The organism is Brevundimonas sp., assembly GCF_965278935.1.
GTDB lineage: Bacteria > Pseudomonadota > Alphaproteobacteria > Caulobacterales > Caulobacteraceae > Brevundimonas.
In genome coordinates this window covers 2,529,953-2,545,053 of sequence record NZ_OZ257124.1, presented here as the reverse complement: position 1 = coordinate 2,545,053, position 15,101 = coordinate 2,529,953, and the positions used below count along the sequence as shown (strand labels likewise).

The window sequence follows — 15,101 nt, the reverse complement described above, 5'->3', positions numbered from 1 at the left end:
TTGACATGCTATTCCCGCACAGTGGAATTTACGGAGCGTCGGTGCGGTGCTGATCACCCGGCGATTCTCCTGATGCATGGGTGTTCGAATGGCCGTCGAACGGGACGCGACACATGAGGCCTCAAGGCCAGGCCCGGGCGATGCTGTGACTGGTGAGGCGATCTTCACGGTGCGGATAAGCCTGGGTCCGCCCGTCGATATCGGCGCGGTTCCGGGTGGATTTCGCCGCGTCATTCCGATCCTCGGCGGAACCTTCTCGGGCGAGGGTTTACATGGCCGGGTGCTGGAAAGCGGGGCCGACTGGCAGTTGATCCGGCCAGAGGGGCATATCGATCTCGACGCCCGCTACGTGCTGGAGACGGAGGAAGCCGAGCGGATCTACATCAGCAATATCGGCCGAAGGTTCCTGACGCCCGAGGCCTGCGCCGACCTCGTCGCCGGGCGGCCGGTCGATCAATCGGGTGCGACGTCGCGCGGACTGACGACGATGGAATCCGGCGCGATGCGGTTCCGCTGGCTCAACGAAGAGAAGTTCCGCCCGCGCGGAAAACGCGGCCCGGACGGGATCGAGATCGGCTTCTATCGGCTGGCCACCTCCGACGCTGGTGACCATCCCTGGAGCTAGGCGGCGGGCTCCAGGGCCACGGCCTTCATCGACACGGCAGGGTCTGCGAGCTTGTCGACATCGACCGGCGTGCGCCTCTGGATCAGCTGTTTGCCAGCCATGAATTCCGGCGGCGCGCTGACGGCCTCGACGCAGACGATCCGGTCGCCGTTCAGGTGGAAGACCGCGAAACGACCGCTGGCGGGATCGCCGCGCACCAGGGTCCGGTCGGCCTCTGCCGGGAGGCCGGCGATCTGCAGCTTCACATCGTACTGATCCGACCAGAACCAGGGCACTTCCGGCGCGACCTGCGGACGGCCAACGATGGCGTGGGCGGCCTGACGGGCCTGCTCCAGGGCATTGGGCACGCTCTCAAGCCGCATCGTGACTCCGTGGGCCGGGATCGGTCGCAGCGTGACGTCGCCGATGGCATAAATGGCCGGGTCCGAGGTGCGGGCGGTCTCATCTACGACGATGCCGCCGGATCCGGCCGGATCGCAGTCCAGGCCGGCGGTACGGGCCAACTCGTCGTTCGCCAGAGCCCCGACACCGACGAGAACAACGTCCGCCTCGACCCGCTCGCCGTCCGAAAGGCGCACGCCGCCGTCCTCGAAGGCGGAGACGTCCACACCGGTTCGGATGTCGACGCCCTCACGCCGATGGCGTTCGGTGAAGAAGGCGGACAGGGGCTCGGACGTGACCCGCTTCAGCACCCGGTCCAGCCGTTCGAGCAGGACCACTTCGGCGCCCAGAGCCCGGGCCGAAGCGGCGGCCTCCAGACCGACGTAGCCGCCCCCGACGATGACCAGTCGTCGGCCGGGGCCGAGCCGCGCCTTCAGGCGTTCGGCGTCGGCGATGGTGCGAAGCTCGATGAGATCCGGCCGGTCGGCGCCCGGGATCGGCAACCGCCGACCCGTCGATCCGGTCGCCAGAACGAGCACGTCATAGGTTTCCGCCGTCCCGTCGGAGAAGGTCACGGTGCGCGCTTCCGGCGAGATGGACGAGGCCCGGACGCCGGTCCTCAGCGTGATGTTCTGCTCGGCGTAGTAGGTCTCCGGCCGCAGCAGAAGGAAGTCCAGATCGGCCTCGCCCTTCAGCCAGGCCTTGGACAGCGGCGGTCGCTGATAGGGCGGCGCCGGCTCGTCGCCGACCAGCACGATCTCACCCTCGAAGGCGGAGGCCCGCAGCAAGGCGGCGGCCGAACCTCCCGCATGTCCCGCGCCGACAATGAGGACCTTCATGGCGTGCCTCTATTCCGCGTCCGGCTGACGATCCGGATGAGCGTCGGCGAAGGCGGGCAGGGCGGCGCAGGCGGCCTCGACGGCGAGCAGGCGCGGCCAGCGCAGTTCGACGCCGAAACGCCGTGCGTTGGCCATCTGGGGCACGAGGCAGATGTCCGCCAGCGACGGCTGATCGCCGAAGGCGAAGGGGCGGGAATGACCCGCGACCAGGGTCTCGAGGGCGTCGAAGCCGCTGGCGATGACGTCCCGCGCCCAGACCTGGGTCTCTTCCGGGGTCTGGCCCCTGGCTTCCAGCGCCTTGAGCACCTTGAGGTTCTGCAGAGGGTGGATGTCGCAGGCGATGACCTGGGAAAAGGCGCGGACGCGAGCCCGCGCGACCGGATTCGACGGCAGCAGCGGCGGCTCCGGATGCAGCTCGTCGAGATATTCGCAGATCGCCAGGCTCTGGGTGAGGATCGCGCCGTCTTCGAGCACCAGGCTCGGCAGCAGGCCTTGGGGATTGACGGCCAGGTACTCGGGCGATCGCTGCTCGCCCTTTCTGAGATGCTGGTATCTGGGCTCAGCGCTCAAACCCTTCAGGTTGAGCGCGATCCGGACCCGCCAGGCGGCGGACGAACGGAAATAGCCGTAAAGGATCATCGGTTCAGACTGCGGGCGGGCCGATGGTGACCGTCAGTTCGCCCAGGCCGTCGATCGCGCCGACCAGTACGTCGCCCTGGACCACCGGTCCGACCCCGGCGGGGGTGCCCGTATAGATCAGGTCGCCGGGCTCCAGCCGGTAGAATCTCGACAGGTGGGCGATCACTTCAGGCACCGACCAGATCAGTTCGGCGAGGTCGCCCGTCTGTTTCGTCACGCCGTTGACGGTCAGTGTGATGGCGCCCTTCGCTTCATCGAAACCGGCGGCGGGCCGGATCGGACCCAGCGGCTTGGACTCCTCGACGTTCTTGCCGGCGTCCCACGGGCGGCCGGAATCGCGGGCGATGAACTGCAGGTCGCGGCGGGTCATGTCGAGGCCGACGGCGTAGCCGTAGACGAGGCCGAGCGCCTGGTCCTCCGTAACGTTCCGGCCGGATTTGCCGATGGCGATGACCAGTTCGATCTCGTGCTGATAGTCGGAGGTCGCCTGCGGATAGGCGATGATGCTGCCGTCCGGCACGACGGTCTCGGCCCAGCCGGTGAAGAAGAAGGGCGGTTCGCGATCCGGATCCTTGCCCATCTCGCGCGCATGGGCGGCGTAGTTGCGGCCGATGCAGAACAGACGGCGGACAGGGAAGCTCTCGCCGGTCGTCGTCGGCGCCAGGACGGTCGTGGCGGGCTCGAAGGTCAAGGTCACGCGTTTTCTTCCCTGTAGAGGTTCAGCTTTTCCTGGCAGGCCCGGTCGGAGTAGCCGAACAGCACAAGAGTGGTTTCCGCCTCGAACCGCAGCGTCGTCCAGGATGGCACGACGACCACGTCGCGTGGCGCAAGTTCGATCGGCTCATCGTTGAGCCAGGCGCGACCCGATCCCTCGACCACCACATAGATGCTGGCGTCGGTAGAACGCCGACCCAGGGTCTCGAACCCCTTCGGCAGCAGGCGGACGTGGGCCGAGATCGTCGGCATGATCGAGCCGCCGTTGGCGGGGTTCAGGAACTCCAGCGCGTGGCCCAGATGCGGGTCGGGCTCGCCGGCCGCAGCCAGCCGGTCCAGCGCCGGGCGCCACTCGGAATAGGGATAGTGGAACAGCGGCTGGTGAGTCGGGCGCCGGTCGGCGGCGCTGCCGCGCATCGGGCGCAGGTTGTGCCCGTAACGGCTGGAGGTGTCGCCGGGAGGGACCGTCTCCGGGTGGGCGTCGACGCCGAGCTTTTCGGAGAAGCTGGCGTTGAAATGGCTGACGGTCGGGATGTCGAGCCCGTCCAGCCAGATCATCGGGCTGTCGGTCGGATTGCCGTGATCGTGCCACTGGCCGCCCGGCGTGAGGACGAGATCGAACGGCCGCATGACGGCCTTCTCGCCGTCAACGGCGGTGAAGGCGCCTTCGCCTTCCATCACGAAGCGAAGGGCGCACTGGGTATGGCGATGACAGGGCGCGACCTCGCCCGGCAGGATCAGTTGCAGGCCGGCATAGAGGCTGTTGGTGATCCGCGAGGCGCCGGGCAGGCCGGGGTTCTCGAGGATCAGCACGCGACGTTCGGCCTGGGCCGCGCTGATCAGGTCGCCGGCGCGCATCAGGTAGTCGCGCGCGTCGGCATAGCGCCAGCGGTGGGCGACGACTGGGGACGTCGGTTCCGGCGTCACGAGAGAGGCGAGCACCTCCCAGAGGGGCGTCAGGCTGGCGGGCCGCATCTCGTCGTACAGCGCCTGGAGCTGGCTGGACTGTTCGTTGCTGAGGACGGTGTGCGACATGATCCCGGGTCCGCTCAGATCTCGATGACGACGCGGTCGTCGACCGCCTTGACGCCCGGGATGCTCATGGCGTTGACGAAGGCCTCCCACACCTCGGGCGGCTGCCCGGCCTGGAACATGAAGCGCTCGAGATGTTTGCCCATGATCGGGTCGGCCTTGTAGTCGGCCAGCGCCATGCCGTGGGTCAGATGCTCCCGCTCGGCGATGGGAAGCTCGACATAGGCGGCCACCGCCGGATCGCGGATCACGCCCTTGGGGTCCTCGCCAGCGTCAACGGCGTCCATGTCGGCCAGCAGCTGCTTGCGCAGCATCTGGATGCCCCGGTCGCTGAGACCGAGTTTCTCCTTGGTGCGGTCGGCGACGACGCCCTGACCGACCCAGGCGATGAAGTCCTGATTGATGACGTGGGTCGAGATCCAGCGCCCGGTCTCCGGGTCCTTGATCGGCCCGTGCCATGTCGGAATCGCGCCCTGGACATAGGGTTCGGACTCGGTCGGGACGCGGTTGAAGACCCAGGAGATGCTCAACGTGTTCTCGTCGTCGATCGGCACGCGCCATTCGAAATGGTCGCCGAGGAAGAAGCAGTTCGGCAGCAGGCAGACGCGGCCGACGGTCCACATGGCGTGGTTCTCGGGCTGCCCCTCGCGCTCGCGGCGATAGATGAGGCCGTATTCGAATTCGTCGAAGGCGACCTGCAGATGCTTCGGCCCCAGCTCGGCCATGGCGTCCGCCTGACGCCGCGACCAGTTGGTATGCATCCACTCGAAGTGGACGGGATCGATCGAGTTCTCCTGGCATTGCAGCCAGTTGCAGGGGATTTCCGAGATGATGATCTGGGTGAAGCCATTGCCCCAGGTGAACGGTTCCCAGTTGGGCAGTTCGGGCGCGGGCAGGGGGCCCATGTAGGTCCACAGCATTCCGGCGTGTTCGCGGACCGGATAGGCGGTGATGCGGACCTTGTCCTTGTACTTGGCCCGGGCGGCGACGGTGTCCTCGTAGGGCATCTCCACGCACTGACCGGCCTCGTTGTAGGCCCAGCCGTGGTAGTTGCAGCGCAGACCGCACTTCTCCACGAAGCCATAGGACAGGTCGGCGCGGCGGTGCGCGCAGGCGCGCTGGACGAGGCCGTACTGGCCCGACAGGTCGCGATAGAGGACCAGGTCCTCGCCCATCAGACGGATGGCCTTGATGCGCGTCTTGTCATCGAACTCGGTGACGCCGGCGATGGGGGTCCAGTGCCGGCGCAGGACCGCGCCCATCCGTGTGCCGGGTCCGACCTTGGTCAGCAATTCATTGGTTGCAGCGTCCATGACGGGCTCCCTTTACTTCGCGACGACCGGTTCGACGGAGAAGCCGGCGATGCGCTTGTAGTTGTCCGACAACTGCCGGAGTTCGTCCTGCGTGATGTGATCGTCCAGGTTCTCGAACGGCCGATCGCCGATCAGTTCCTCGACGCGCAGATTGATAATGTCCGGCGGCGCCGTGCGGTTCGTCTGCACGATCTTCGAGGTGGGTTCGAGGCGCGCCGCCTCATAGGCCTTCAACGCCTCCTGGGCATCGCCGCCGGCCGCCAGCAGATCGGCTAGCGTGCGAGCATCGATCAAGCCTTGCGCCGAACCGTTCGATCCGCGCGGATACATCGGGTGCGCCGCGTCGCCCGCCAAGGTCACGCGCCCGAACGTCCACTGCGCCAGCGGATCCTTGTCCACCATCGGATATTCCAGAATCGGATCCGCGCCGCGGATCAAGGCTCCCACATCCAGCCAATCGAACTGCCAGCTTTCGAACGTCGGCAGGAAGTCGTCCAGCCGGCCGCCGGTGTTCCAGTCGTTCATGGTCGATGAAGGCCGCTCGATCTCGGCGACCCAGTTAATCAGTTGATCGCCCGAACCGTCTTCGAAGTTCGAGATCGGATAGATGACGATCTTGCCGGTGCGGATCGAGCCGATGCGGAAATAGGTTCTGCCGTCCAGGATTGGCTTCCTGCGCGTTACGCCGCGCCAGGTGTTGATCCCGGTGAAGACGACCTTGTCGTCCGGATAGAAGAATTTGCGGGTTGCGGAGTTGATGCCGTCGCAGCCGATCGCGATGTCGGCGCGCACGGGCGGCAGGGCCTCGCCGGTCGAGGTCTGTTTGAAGGTCAGGGTGACGCTGTCGGCGTCCTGGCTCAGGTCGATCAGGGTGCGGTCGGCGATGACACGGTCCTCGCCGAGCCGTGCGACGGCTTCCTTGTAGAGCACGGAATGCAGCTTGCCGCGGTTGATGGCGACCTCTGGCAGGGGATAGCCGGCCGCGACGCCGCGCGGCTCGCTGTACAGCTTCTGGCCGAAACGGTTGTGGAATTCACTGTTCTGCGTCTCGATACCGTTCGCGCGTATGGCGTCCAGCAGGCCCAGCTCCGCGATCTCGCGCATGGCGTGGGGCAGCAGGGTGATGCCGACGCCGATTTCGCGGATTTGCGGCGCGCCTTCGAAGACGCGGCTCTGGATGCCCCGGCGATGCAGGCCGATGGCCAGCGCCAACCCGGCGATGCCGCCGCCGATAATCGCGATCTCCACGTCGCCTCCTCCGCCTCGCTGACCCGTTTCCGAACTGTCGCCGGGTCGGGTCTAGTCGTCAGTGGTCATATCAATTGAAAGACGTCTGTTCAATTGCGATCTGAAAAAATCAGCTCCGTGCAAACGAGCGAGACCGCATAACTGAAATATATCTATAAAAAATCAGATACTTGTGGCGAGTATGTAAAGGCTGGCGTGTCGCTCTGGACCCGAAAAATTCGGACTGGCGGTTGCAACTGACCGAATGTAATACGTCTGATCAGTCGCCTGATATAGCGATAAGTCGAAAGTCGTATCGTTCGTCGCCTAATCAACGGGAAGCCCGGCCATGCCGACATCGTCAGAAACCATCGGCGAAGCGCGCCGGCTCGGAACCGCGACGCTTCACGAGGCCGCAGGGCGGATCGGGGCGCTGCCATCGACCATCAAGCCGGTCGATCCGGGGATGACGCTGGCCGGTCCGGCCTTCACCGTCCACTGCCCGGCTCTGTCGAACCTGCAGATCCACCACGCGCTTTATCACGCCAGACCCGGCGACATCCTGGTCGTCCACGTCAGCGGCGGCGTGGAAGCCGGCTACTGGGGCGACATCCTGAACGAGGCGGCGATGGCGCAGAAGCTCGGCGGTCTGGTGATCGACGGCGGCGTGCGCGACACGGCGGGGCTGGCGACGATGGGCTTTCCTGTCTTCTCCAACGGCGTCTGCATTCGCGGCACGGGCAAGGATTATGACGCGACGGCCTGGCTGCAGCAGCCGGTGCGGATGGGCGAGGTGCTGATCCAGCCCGGCGACCTGATCGTGGGCGATCGGGACGGAGTCTTCGCCCTGCCCATGGCGCGCGCCGAAGAGGTCGTCGAAGCCGGGCGGCGGCGCGAGGCGGACGAGACCGCCAAGATCGAAGCCATACGTCGGGGCGAGCGGACCCTGGACCTCTACGGGTTCGCCAACGGAGCGCCCACGGCGATCGTCGAAGGCCTGCCGTTCACCGGCCGGGCGCGCTGAGCAGACCCGACGTCAGTCCTCGTCGAGGACGATGGGGGCGCGGGTCACGCCGTTGAAGCGGCCGACGAACGTCTCCAGCAGCCGCAGGAACTCAGCGCCGTCCGCGGGCGTGAAGGCGGACAGGGCCCGTTCCTGTGCGGTCTTCGCGGCGTGACGCAGGTTCTCAAGCTTCCGCTCGCCCTTGCCGGTCAGAACGATGACCTTGCGGCGTCGGTCGGCGCGATCCTCGACCCGCACGACGAGCCCTTCGCTTTCCAGTCGCTTGACGACGAGGCCCGTGGTGGAGCGATCCAGCCCGACCTTCTTGGACAGGCCGATCTGGTCCAGATCCTCGCAGCAGCGCAGGATGACCAGGACGCCGTACTGGGTGGTGGTGACGTTGAACTCGGCGCTCTCTTCCATGAACAGGGAGACGCTGATCTGGTGCGCGCGGCGCAGCAGGAAGCCGGGGCGCTTGTAGAGGGCGTCGACGCTGTTGATGTCAGACGCGCTTGTCGCGGAACGTGCAGGCAAGTCGGAGCCCCGATCTCTCGAAACCGCCCCGGACGGGCCGTTCGATTCGAGACGATCAGTACACTGCGCCTGTGACACTGTCGAATGCGGCAGGGTCGCGGGGGCGGGGCTGTCAGGGTTCGACATCGAGGACCTCGGTCGCTGTCAGGGGCCTCTGTCCGCCGCCCCTCAAAAGCTTGGCCGTGGAAAAGCCGGCCGAGACCAGGGCCAGGCCGGCCGAGATGAACGCGGGCGCCGAGCCCGTTCCGAACGCCGTGGCCAGGAAGGCCGAAGCCAGCGCCGCGCCGAGCGACTGACCGACGAACCGGGTCGAGGAGACGAGGGCGCCGGCCGAGGCCGCCCGATCCCTCGGCGCCGCGCCGACGATCAGATGTGATGTCGGCGACATGAACACTCCCATGCCGCCTCCGATCAGAGCCATAGGAATGGCCAGCAGCCAGAAGGCGCTCGTGGCGGGCAGGAAGCCGGCGATCATCAGCCCGATCGCCGCCATCAGCATCCCCAGCGCCCCGGCCAGCCCCTTCGGCCCCTTGTCGGCGAGCAGGCCTCCGACGGGGGTGGCGATCATCATCGCCACCGGCCAGACGGCCAGCAGCAGGCCGATCGTCCCTGCACTGACCCCGGCGGCATGAAGCCGGAACGGCAAGGCGATGGTGAAGGACAGCGAACCGCAGAAGGCGAACAGCAAGGCGCCTGCCGGGAGGGCGAAGGTCAGCCGTCCGAGCAGATCCACCGGCAGGATCGGCCGGGGCGAGCCCAGCTCGCGCCGCACTACGAAGACGGCTATCGGCACGCCGAGCGCGAGCAGGCAGGAGCCGATGAGGGGATCTCCGCGCAGGACCAAGCTCAGCCCGGTCATCAGCAGGCCGAACATCGCGGCGCACAGCCCGGCGCCGACCATGTCGAACCGCGTGCTGTGCGCCTTGGGATTGGGCAGAAAGAACTGACCCAGCAACAGGGACAGGACGGCGAACGGAACCGCCGCTGCGAACACCCATCGCCACGACGACACGCTGAGGATCAGGCCGCCCAGCGTCGGCGCGACAGAGGCGGCCACGGCGACGATCAAGCCGTTCAGGGCGATGCCTCGCCCCAGCATCGACGACGGGTAGGTGGCGCGCATCAGGGCGGACCCCACGCTCATCGCTGCGGCGACGCCCAGCGCCTGAAGGCATCGGGTCGCCAGCAGCATGGGCAGGCTGGTGGCCAGGGCGCTGCCGATACTGGCGAAGAGGAAGACCAGTTGCCCGGTCTGATACATGCGCCTGTGGCCGATCCGGTCACCCAGGGCCGAGAAGGGCAGCAGGGCCATCAGCATGGCGACCTGATAGACGGTCACGACCACCACGGTTCGGGCGGGTGAGATGTTCAGCTCGCTGGCGATGGTTGGCAGGGCGATCGTTGCGATCGCGTTGTCGATCACCAGCATGCCTGTGCCGAGCGACAGGGCCAGGACGGCCAGATGCCGTTGCGGTCCTGCGAGACCGGAATGAGCCGCCGGACTCACTCGCAGATGATGTTCAGCAGAACCTGTCGCCGGTCCTCGCGCACCATGCGGATGGCGCGGCGGATCGCGTCCGGAACGGCGGCGGGGTCCTCGACGCGCTCGCCGTATCCGCCGGAAGCCTCGACGTATTTCTCGAAATCGGGGACAGGGCGAAGGTCGCTGAGAGGCGCGGGCTTGGGTCCCCGGGCGGCGTGACCCTCCGGGAAGACCCCAATGGTCGAGGACTGAACGGCGCCCCACCGCGCATTGTTGCAGATGATGGTGAGCAGGGGCGTCTCGTGCATCGCGATCGCCTGGTGGCAGGCGGCGGGATTGCAGAACAGATAGGCGCCGTCGCCCATCGTGCAGACGACGGGTCGATCCGGAGCCGCGAGCGCGGCGCCGATGGCGGCGGGCATGCCCCAGCCGAGGCCTGCGGCCGGAGAGTGCATGTAGAAGCTGCCGGCCATCCTGGCGTCGAAGATCTCCCGGTCGACCCAGTACTCATTCACGACGATCGCATCGTCCGGCAGCGCCTCGTTCAGGCACTGGTTGAGCCAGTCCTTGTTCATCCGGGGCTGGTCGGCGAGAGGCGCCAGACGCTTGCGGCGGCGCTCCCGGCGGCCGTCGGCCAGCGCCGTGATCCGCGCCGCCCGGGCGGCGATGCGCTTTTCGTCCGCGATCCCGGCGAGCGCCTCGGTCAGCGGGCCCATCAGCTGTCCGGCCGACGAGGTGACGAACAGTTCGCCCCGGAAGGACCGCAAGGGGTAGTCGAGGAACAGGGGATCGACACCCACGTGTGCGATGCGGGTCTCGGGCCGGGGCTCGCGGGTTTCCGGCAGCCACGGCACCTCGGTCTCCAGACAGATCAGCAGGTCCGCCTCGCCGAGGTAGGGGTGGACGGACTGGCCGAGATGGTAGGGGTGATCGGAAGCGGCGCAGACATAGCGCGACTTCGCCTCGACGATGCCGATCCCGAAACGGCTGCAGAGTTCGCCCAGCGGCGCGACCGTCTCCGGGTCGCGGCCCGACGCCGAGGTGACGAGCAAAGGGCATCTGGCCGCTTCGATGAGCTCCGCCAGCTTGCGGACGGCGCCGGGGTCCGGAGCCGCGCGGGTGGTCGGAGCCAGGGGCCTGGCCTCGACCGTGTGAGGCTCGGAAGGGGCGGAAAGGACCTCGCGTGGAAGGGTCAGATAGACGGGACCGGCCGGCGCGGCCTGGGCGGTCATCAGGCCGCGATCCAGAACGTCCTCGATATTCAGGCCCGAACGCAGCTCGTAGTCCCACTTGACCAGTTCGCGGAGCATGCCGGCCTGGTCATACATCTCCTGGGCCCAGTGGATCGCGCCGCTGCGGGCGCCGAGCGGGCCCTTTTCGTACAGTGGGGTGCGACCGGCCATGAACAGCATGGGGATTTCGTCCCGCTTCGCGTTCATGACGCCGCAGACGGCGTTGGCCGCGCCGACGCTGACGTGGACCATGACGGCCTGCGCCTTGCCCGTGACCATGGTGTAGCCGTGCGCCATCCCGACGACGAGGTTCTCGTGGGTGCCGATGACGGGTGTCGGGAAGTCGAGGCGCGACAGGGGCTGGCGTGCGTAGGCCTCCGCCACCGGAGCGGAGTCGGTGCCGCTGTTGATGAAGAGGTAGTCGACGCCCTTCTGTTTCAGCAGCGCCAGAAAGGTTTCCGCCACCGCTTCGGACTGCGGCAGGACTTCCGTCGCGCTGCGCTCCCTGGACTTCACCGCCATCGTCGCCTCCCAAGGTCAGGTCATCTTTTCGGTATATGATAAGACGTCTGCCTGTTTGCCAAGAAGAATCTCGGGCGGCACCGGATAGTGAAGCGGGAAAGCCTTGCAAGGCCAGTAGGCCGGTGGATATACAGACGTCTGCGCAATCACGGTGTGATGGGTGCTAAGCTGGCGTAGACCAGGATTTGGGAGAGCGACTATGATCATCGACTGCCACGGCCACGTCAGCGCTCCCGCCGAGCTTTGGGCCTACAAGGCCAACATCCTGTCGCATCGCGGATCGCATGGTCGCGGCGGCGTTCGGGTGTCGGACGACCAGATCCGGGCGGCGGCCAACAAGGTGGAGATGGCTCCCTGCGGTCACCTCGACATGCTCGACAAGCATGGCACGGACCTGCAGCTGATCTCGCCGCGTCCGTTCCAGATGATGTCGTCCTTCGAGCCGGGCCGGGTGGTCCACTGGTTCGTGGAGGAGTGCAACAATATCATCCATCGGAACACCCAGCTGTTCCCCGACCGATTCATCGGCGTCGGCGGCCTGCCCCAGGTGGCGGGCGAGCCGATCGAGAACACGTTCGCGGAAATGGACCGCTGCATCAACGAGCTGGGGTTCAAGGGGATGATGCTGAACCCCGATCCCTATGAAAACACGCGCAACGATCATCCGGGCCTCGGCGATCGCTACTGGTATCCGCTCTACGAAAAGCTGTGCGAGATGGATATCCCGGCGCACATTCACCCGACCGGGTCGCGCGCCGACCGCTCGCCCTACAGCCTGCATTTCATCAACGAGGAGACGATCGCCGTCTTCAACCTGGTGAACTCCGACGTGCTGACGGACTTCCCCGACCTGAAGATCGTGGTCAGCCACGGCGGCGGCGCCGTTCCCTATCAGCTGGGCCGGTTCGAGGCAGGGTCGATCAATGCCGGCTCGCCCAAGCGGTTCTCGGCGGGGATGCGCAAGCTCTATTACGACACCGTCCTCTATACCGAAGGCGCCCTGCGGCTGCTGATCGAGACGGTCGGCGTGGACCAGTGCCTGTTTGGTTCGGAATGTCCCGGCGTGGGCTCCAAGCACCTGCATGACGGGGACGATCACACGATGGATCACATCGCGCCGACGATCGCCAAGTTCGATTTCCTCAGCGACGCCGACAAGAAGAAGATCTTCGAGGACAACGCCCGCAAAGTCTTCAAGCTGGACGTCTAGGAGCTATCATGGCCGAGATCGTTTTAGGCGCCTGGACCACCCACGGTCCGACCCTGTCCACGACGCCCGAGGAATGGCTGCTGCGTCTTCCTGCCGACAAGGCCAAGAAGGACCACCCGTTCCGGGGTTCGACCTACGACTTCCCGGCCCTGGTCGAACTGCGCAAGGACGAGAACCTGGGGGCCAAGGCGACGCTGGAAGAACGCACGGCGCGGTCGATCAAATGCCGCGCCGGCATCGACAGGCTGGCCGACATCTTCGAGGAGGCCCGCGTCGACGTCGCGGTCATCTTCGGCAACGACCAGCATGAAATCTTCATGGACGACCTGATCCCGGGCCTGACCGTCTTCAACGGCCCGACGATCTGGAACGCGCCCGCGACCGAGGAACAGGCCGCCAAGTCGCCCCCGGGGATCCACGCCTCGGAGTGGGGCCACAAGCCGCCGCAGTACACCGAGTATCCGGGGCATCCGGAACTGGCCAACCGCATCATCCGCCAGGCCGTCGCCGACGGCTTCGACGTGGCCAAGTCGTCCAAGATTCCCGAGCACGAGGGTAACTGGCACAGCGGTATCGGCCATGCCTTCGGCTTCATCTATCGCCAGATCATGCGCGACAAGCCGGTGGCCAACGTGCCCCTGTTCGCCAACACCTTCTTCCCGCCCAACCAGCCGACGGCGCGACGCTGCTTCGCCTTTGGCCAGGCAGTCGGTCGGGCCATCAAGGCCTGGGATTCGGACGCCCGCGTCGCCGTGTTCGGCTCTGGCGGCATGAGCCATTTCGTCATCGACGAGGCCTTCGACGCCAAGATCATCGCGGCGATCCAGGCCCACGACGCCGAGACCCTGTGCTCGATCGGCGAGGAGCATTTCCAGGCCGGGACCTCCGAACTGAAGAACTGGATCGCGGCGGCGGGCTGTCTGTTCGAGACCGACCTGTCCGGCGACCTGATCGACTATGTGCCCTGCTATCGGTCGGAAGCGGGCACCGGCACGGCCAACGGCTGGCTGGCCTGGAACAAGAAAGCGATATGAGCGACGAAATCCTGATCCGCCTGGCCCGGCTCGACGCCTGCGCCGTTTCCGATGCGCTCGACCAGGTCGGCGCGCCGCCGTCGGTGACGGGTCTGAAGGCCCTGTCGGTGCGTCAGCGCATCTCCGGCCGCGTCACCACCGTCCGTCTCGCCGCCGGCAAGCCGCCCGAAGGCGCGCCCTCGCGTCACCTGTGCACCACCGCCATCGACACCTCGGACGCCGGCGCCGTCATCGTGGTCGAGCAGAAAACGGGAATCGAATGCGCCGGATGGGGCGGGATCCTCTCCAACGCCGCGCGCGGTCGCGGCATTTCCGGCGTCATCGTCGAGGGCTATGCCCGCGACATCGACGAGGCGGCCGACATCAACTTCCCGGTCTATGCGCGCGGCGGCACGGCTCGCACGGCGCGCGGCCGTATCCACGAGGCCGAGACCGGCGGGACCATCCAGGTCGGCGAGACCACGGTGTCCAACGGCGACTACGTGGTGGCCGATTCCAGCGGCGCGGCCTTCGTGCCTGCCGACAGGATCGAGGCCGTCCTCGCCGCCGCCGAGAATATCGCCGTCAAGGAAGCGGCCATGACCAAGGCCGTCCTGTCTGGCCAGCCCGTCAGCCAGGTCATGTGCGGCAACTACGAACACCTTCTGGAGCAGGGCTGATGACCGATGCCAATGTTGAACGGGTCGCCCGGATCGACACCGCGACCCTGAGCGATGCGCTCGACAAGCTGGGCATCCCCGGCCAGTGCCTGGGCATCAAGCCGCTGGATCACAGGTTTCGGCTGGCCGGCCGCGCCTTCACGGTGACCTATGCGCCCACAGGGCCCGGTGGCACGGTCGGCGACTTCATCGATGACGTGCCTGAAGGTCATATCGTCATGATCGACAACGGCGGCCGCCCGGACGCGACCGTCTGGGGCGACATCATGACGGCCTGCGGTCACGCGCGGAAGCTGGGCGGCACGGTCATCGACGGCGCCTGCCGCGACACCCATCTGGCCCTCGGCCTCGGCTATCCGATGTACAGCCGCAGCTATTCGATGCGCACCGGCAAGGACCGGGTGTCGCTGGAAGCCGTCGGCCAGGTGGTCAACATCGGCGACGCCCGGGTTCATCCCGGTGATCTGGTGCGCGGCGATTCCGACGGTGTCGTCGTCATCCCGCAGGCCCGCGAGGCCGAGGTGCTCGACATCGCCGAGACCATCGAGGTCGCCGAGGGCCGGATCCGCGAACTGATCGCTTCGGGCATGCGGCTGGACGAAGCACGCCGGCAACAGGGCTATCACCAGCTTCAAAGCCGCGAGAAGGCCTGAG

15 protein-coding genes are annotated in these 15,101 nt (G+C 66.7%); 6 read left to right on the top strand and 9 right to left on the bottom strand.

Annotated features, from left to right (window positions below):
- Positions 1-145 precede the first annotated feature (145 nt).
- A complete protein-coding gene (locus ACQY68_RS12740) occupies positions 146-625 on the top strand; it encodes a DUF3237 family protein (RefSeq protein WP_428149800.1) in 480 nt (159 codons plus the stop codon).
- Here the strand turns inward: ACQY68_RS12740 and ACQY68_RS12735 are convergent.
- From ACQY68_RS12735 to ACQY68_RS12710, 6 genes are read right to left on the bottom strand one after another with little or no spacing between them, the layout of a single operon-like run.
- Complete coding sequence (locus ACQY68_RS12735) at positions 622-1,845, bottom strand: NAD(P)/FAD-dependent oxidoreductase (protein WP_428149799.1); 1,224 nt, start codon at positions 1,843-1,845, stop codon at positions 622-624. The two genes, ACQY68_RS12740 and ACQY68_RS12735, sit on opposite strands and share 4 nt — an antisense overlap.
- 9 nt (positions 1,846-1,854) lie before the next feature.
- Complete coding sequence (maiA, locus tag ACQY68_RS12730; protein WP_428149798.1) at positions 1,855-2,484, bottom strand: maleylacetoacetate isomerase; 630 nt, start codon at positions 2,482-2,484, stop codon at positions 1,855-1,857.
- Between the two features lie 4 nt (positions 2,485-2,488).
- Positions 2,489-3,181 (bottom strand): fumarylacetoacetate hydrolase family protein, encoded by a 693-nt coding sequence (locus tag ACQY68_RS12725; protein WP_428149797.1) that lies wholly within the window; start codon positions 3,179-3,181, stop codon positions 2,489-2,491.
- Positions 3,178-4,233, bottom strand: coding sequence for a gentisate 1,2-dioxygenase (gene gtdA / locus ACQY68_RS12720; protein ID WP_428149796.1), 1,056 nt, complete (start codon positions 4,231-4,233; stop codon positions 3,178-3,180). The genes ACQY68_RS12725 and gtdA overlap by 4 nt, the downstream gene beginning before the upstream one ends.
- Positions 4,234-4,247: 14 nt before the next feature.
- A complete protein-coding gene (locus ACQY68_RS12715) occupies positions 4,248-5,543 on the bottom strand; it encodes a Rieske 2Fe-2S domain-containing protein (protein WP_428149795.1) in 1,296 nt (431 codons plus the stop codon).
- A gap of 12 nt (positions 5,544-5,555) precedes the next feature.
- A complete protein-coding gene (locus tag ACQY68_RS12710; RefSeq protein WP_428149794.1) occupies positions 5,556-6,791 on the bottom strand; it encodes a flavin-dependent oxidoreductase in 1,236 nt (411 codons plus the stop codon).
- A 328-nt stretch (positions 6,792-7,119) separates the two neighbouring features.
- Here ACQY68_RS12710 and ACQY68_RS12705 point away from each other — a divergent pair, with 328 nt between their 5' ends.
- Positions 7,120-7,794: an RraA family protein gene (locus ACQY68_RS12705; protein WP_428149793.1), complete on the top strand. Its 675-nt coding sequence runs from the start codon at positions 7,120-7,122 to the stop codon at positions 7,792-7,794.
- Positions 7,795-7,806: 12 nt separating this feature from the next.
- Here the strand turns inward: ACQY68_RS12705 and ACQY68_RS12700 are convergent, their stop codons facing one another.
- The 3 genes from ACQY68_RS12700 to ACQY68_RS12690 all read right to left on the bottom strand — a co-directional run bounded on the left by ACQY68_RS12700 (position 7,807) and on the right by ACQY68_RS12690 (position 11,544).
- Positions 7,807-8,307 (bottom strand): MarR family winged helix-turn-helix transcriptional regulator, encoded by a 501-nt coding sequence (locus tag ACQY68_RS12700; protein ID WP_428149792.1) that lies wholly within the window; start codon positions 8,305-8,307, stop codon positions 7,807-7,809.
- A gap of 112 nt (positions 8,308-8,419) precedes the next feature.
- On the bottom strand, positions 8,420-9,814 hold the full coding sequence (locus tag ACQY68_RS12695) for an MFS transporter (RefSeq protein ID WP_428149791.1): 1,395 nt from the start codon (positions 9,812-9,814) through the stop codon (positions 8,420-8,422).
- Positions 9,811-11,544, bottom strand: coding sequence for a thiamine pyrophosphate-requiring protein (locus ACQY68_RS12690; RefSeq protein ID WP_428149790.1), 1,734 nt, complete (start codon positions 11,542-11,544; stop codon positions 9,811-9,813). The genes ACQY68_RS12695 and ACQY68_RS12690 overlap by 4 nt, the downstream gene beginning before the upstream one ends.
- Positions 11,545-11,743: 199 nt before the next feature.
- On the opposite strand from ACQY68_RS12690, the gene ACQY68_RS12685 reads away from it, so the two are divergent.
- The 4 genes from ACQY68_RS12685 to ACQY68_RS12670 are packed head-to-tail and all read left to right on the top strand — an operon-like array spanning position 11,744 to position 15,100.
- Entirely contained in the window at positions 11,744-12,754 is a 1,011-nt protein-coding gene (locus tag ACQY68_RS12685) for an amidohydrolase family protein (RefSeq protein ID WP_428149789.1), read from the top strand.
- 8 nt (positions 12,755-12,762) lie between these two features.
- Positions 12,763-13,788: a hypothetical protein gene (locus ACQY68_RS12680; RefSeq protein ID WP_428149788.1), complete on the top strand. Its 1,026-nt coding sequence runs from the start codon at positions 12,763-12,765 to the stop codon at positions 13,786-13,788.
- Positions 13,785-14,447 carry an RraA family protein gene (locus ACQY68_RS12675; RefSeq protein ID WP_428149787.1) on the top strand — a complete coding sequence of 221 codons (663 nt, stop codon included), beginning with the start codon at positions 13,785-13,787 and terminating at the stop codon, positions 14,445-14,447. Before ACQY68_RS12680 ends, ACQY68_RS12675 begins: the two co-directional genes overlap by 4 nt.
- Positions 14,447-15,100: an RraA family protein gene (locus tag ACQY68_RS12670; RefSeq protein ID WP_428149786.1), complete on the top strand. Its 654-nt coding sequence runs from the start codon at positions 14,447-14,449 to the stop codon at positions 15,098-15,100. The genes ACQY68_RS12675 and ACQY68_RS12670 overlap by 1 nt, the downstream gene beginning before the upstream one ends.
- The last annotated feature ends 1 nt before the right edge of the window (position 15,101 follow it).

What these genes read in the sequence shown, in the direction of transcription:
- ACQY68_RS12705 (WP_428149793.1), top strand. Translation starts at nt 7,120, where the DNA reads ATGCCGACATCGTCAGAAACCATCGGCGAAGCGCGCCGGCTCGGAACC.
- ACQY68_RS12670 (WP_428149786.1), top strand. Translation starts at nt 14,447, where the DNA reads ATGACCGATGCCAATGTTGAACGGGTCGCCCGGATCGACACCGCGACC.
- ACQY68_RS12735 (WP_428149799.1), bottom strand. Translation starts at nt 1,845, where the DNA reads ATGAAGGTCCTCATTGTCGGCGCGGGACATGCGGGAGGTTCGGCCGCC.
- ACQY68_RS12680 (WP_428149788.1), top strand. Translation starts at nt 12,763, where the DNA reads ATGGCCGAGATCGTTTTAGGCGCCTGGACCACCCACGGTCCGACCCTG.
- gtdA (WP_428149796.1), bottom strand. Translation starts at nt 4,233, where the DNA reads ATGTCGCACACCGTCCTCAGCAACGAACAGTCCAGCCAGCTCCAGGCG.
- ACQY68_RS12690 (WP_428149790.1), bottom strand. Translation starts at nt 11,544, where the DNA reads ATGGCGGTGAAGTCCAGGGAGCGCAGCGCGACGGAAGTCCTGCCGCAG.
- ACQY68_RS12685 (WP_428149789.1), top strand. Translation starts at nt 11,744, where the DNA reads ATGATCATCGACTGCCACGGCCACGTCAGCGCTCCCGCCGAGCTTTGG.
- ACQY68_RS12675 (WP_428149787.1), top strand. Translation starts at nt 13,785, where the DNA reads ATGAGCGACGAAATCCTGATCCGCCTGGCCCGGCTCGACGCCTGCGCC.
- maiA (WP_428149798.1), bottom strand. Translation starts at nt 2,484, where the DNA reads ATGATCCTTTACGGCTATTTCCGTTCGTCCGCCGCCTGGCGGGTCCGG.
- ACQY68_RS12715 (WP_428149795.1), bottom strand. Translation starts at nt 5,543, where the DNA reads ATGGACGCTGCAACCAATGAATTGCTGACCAAGGTCGGACCCGGCACA.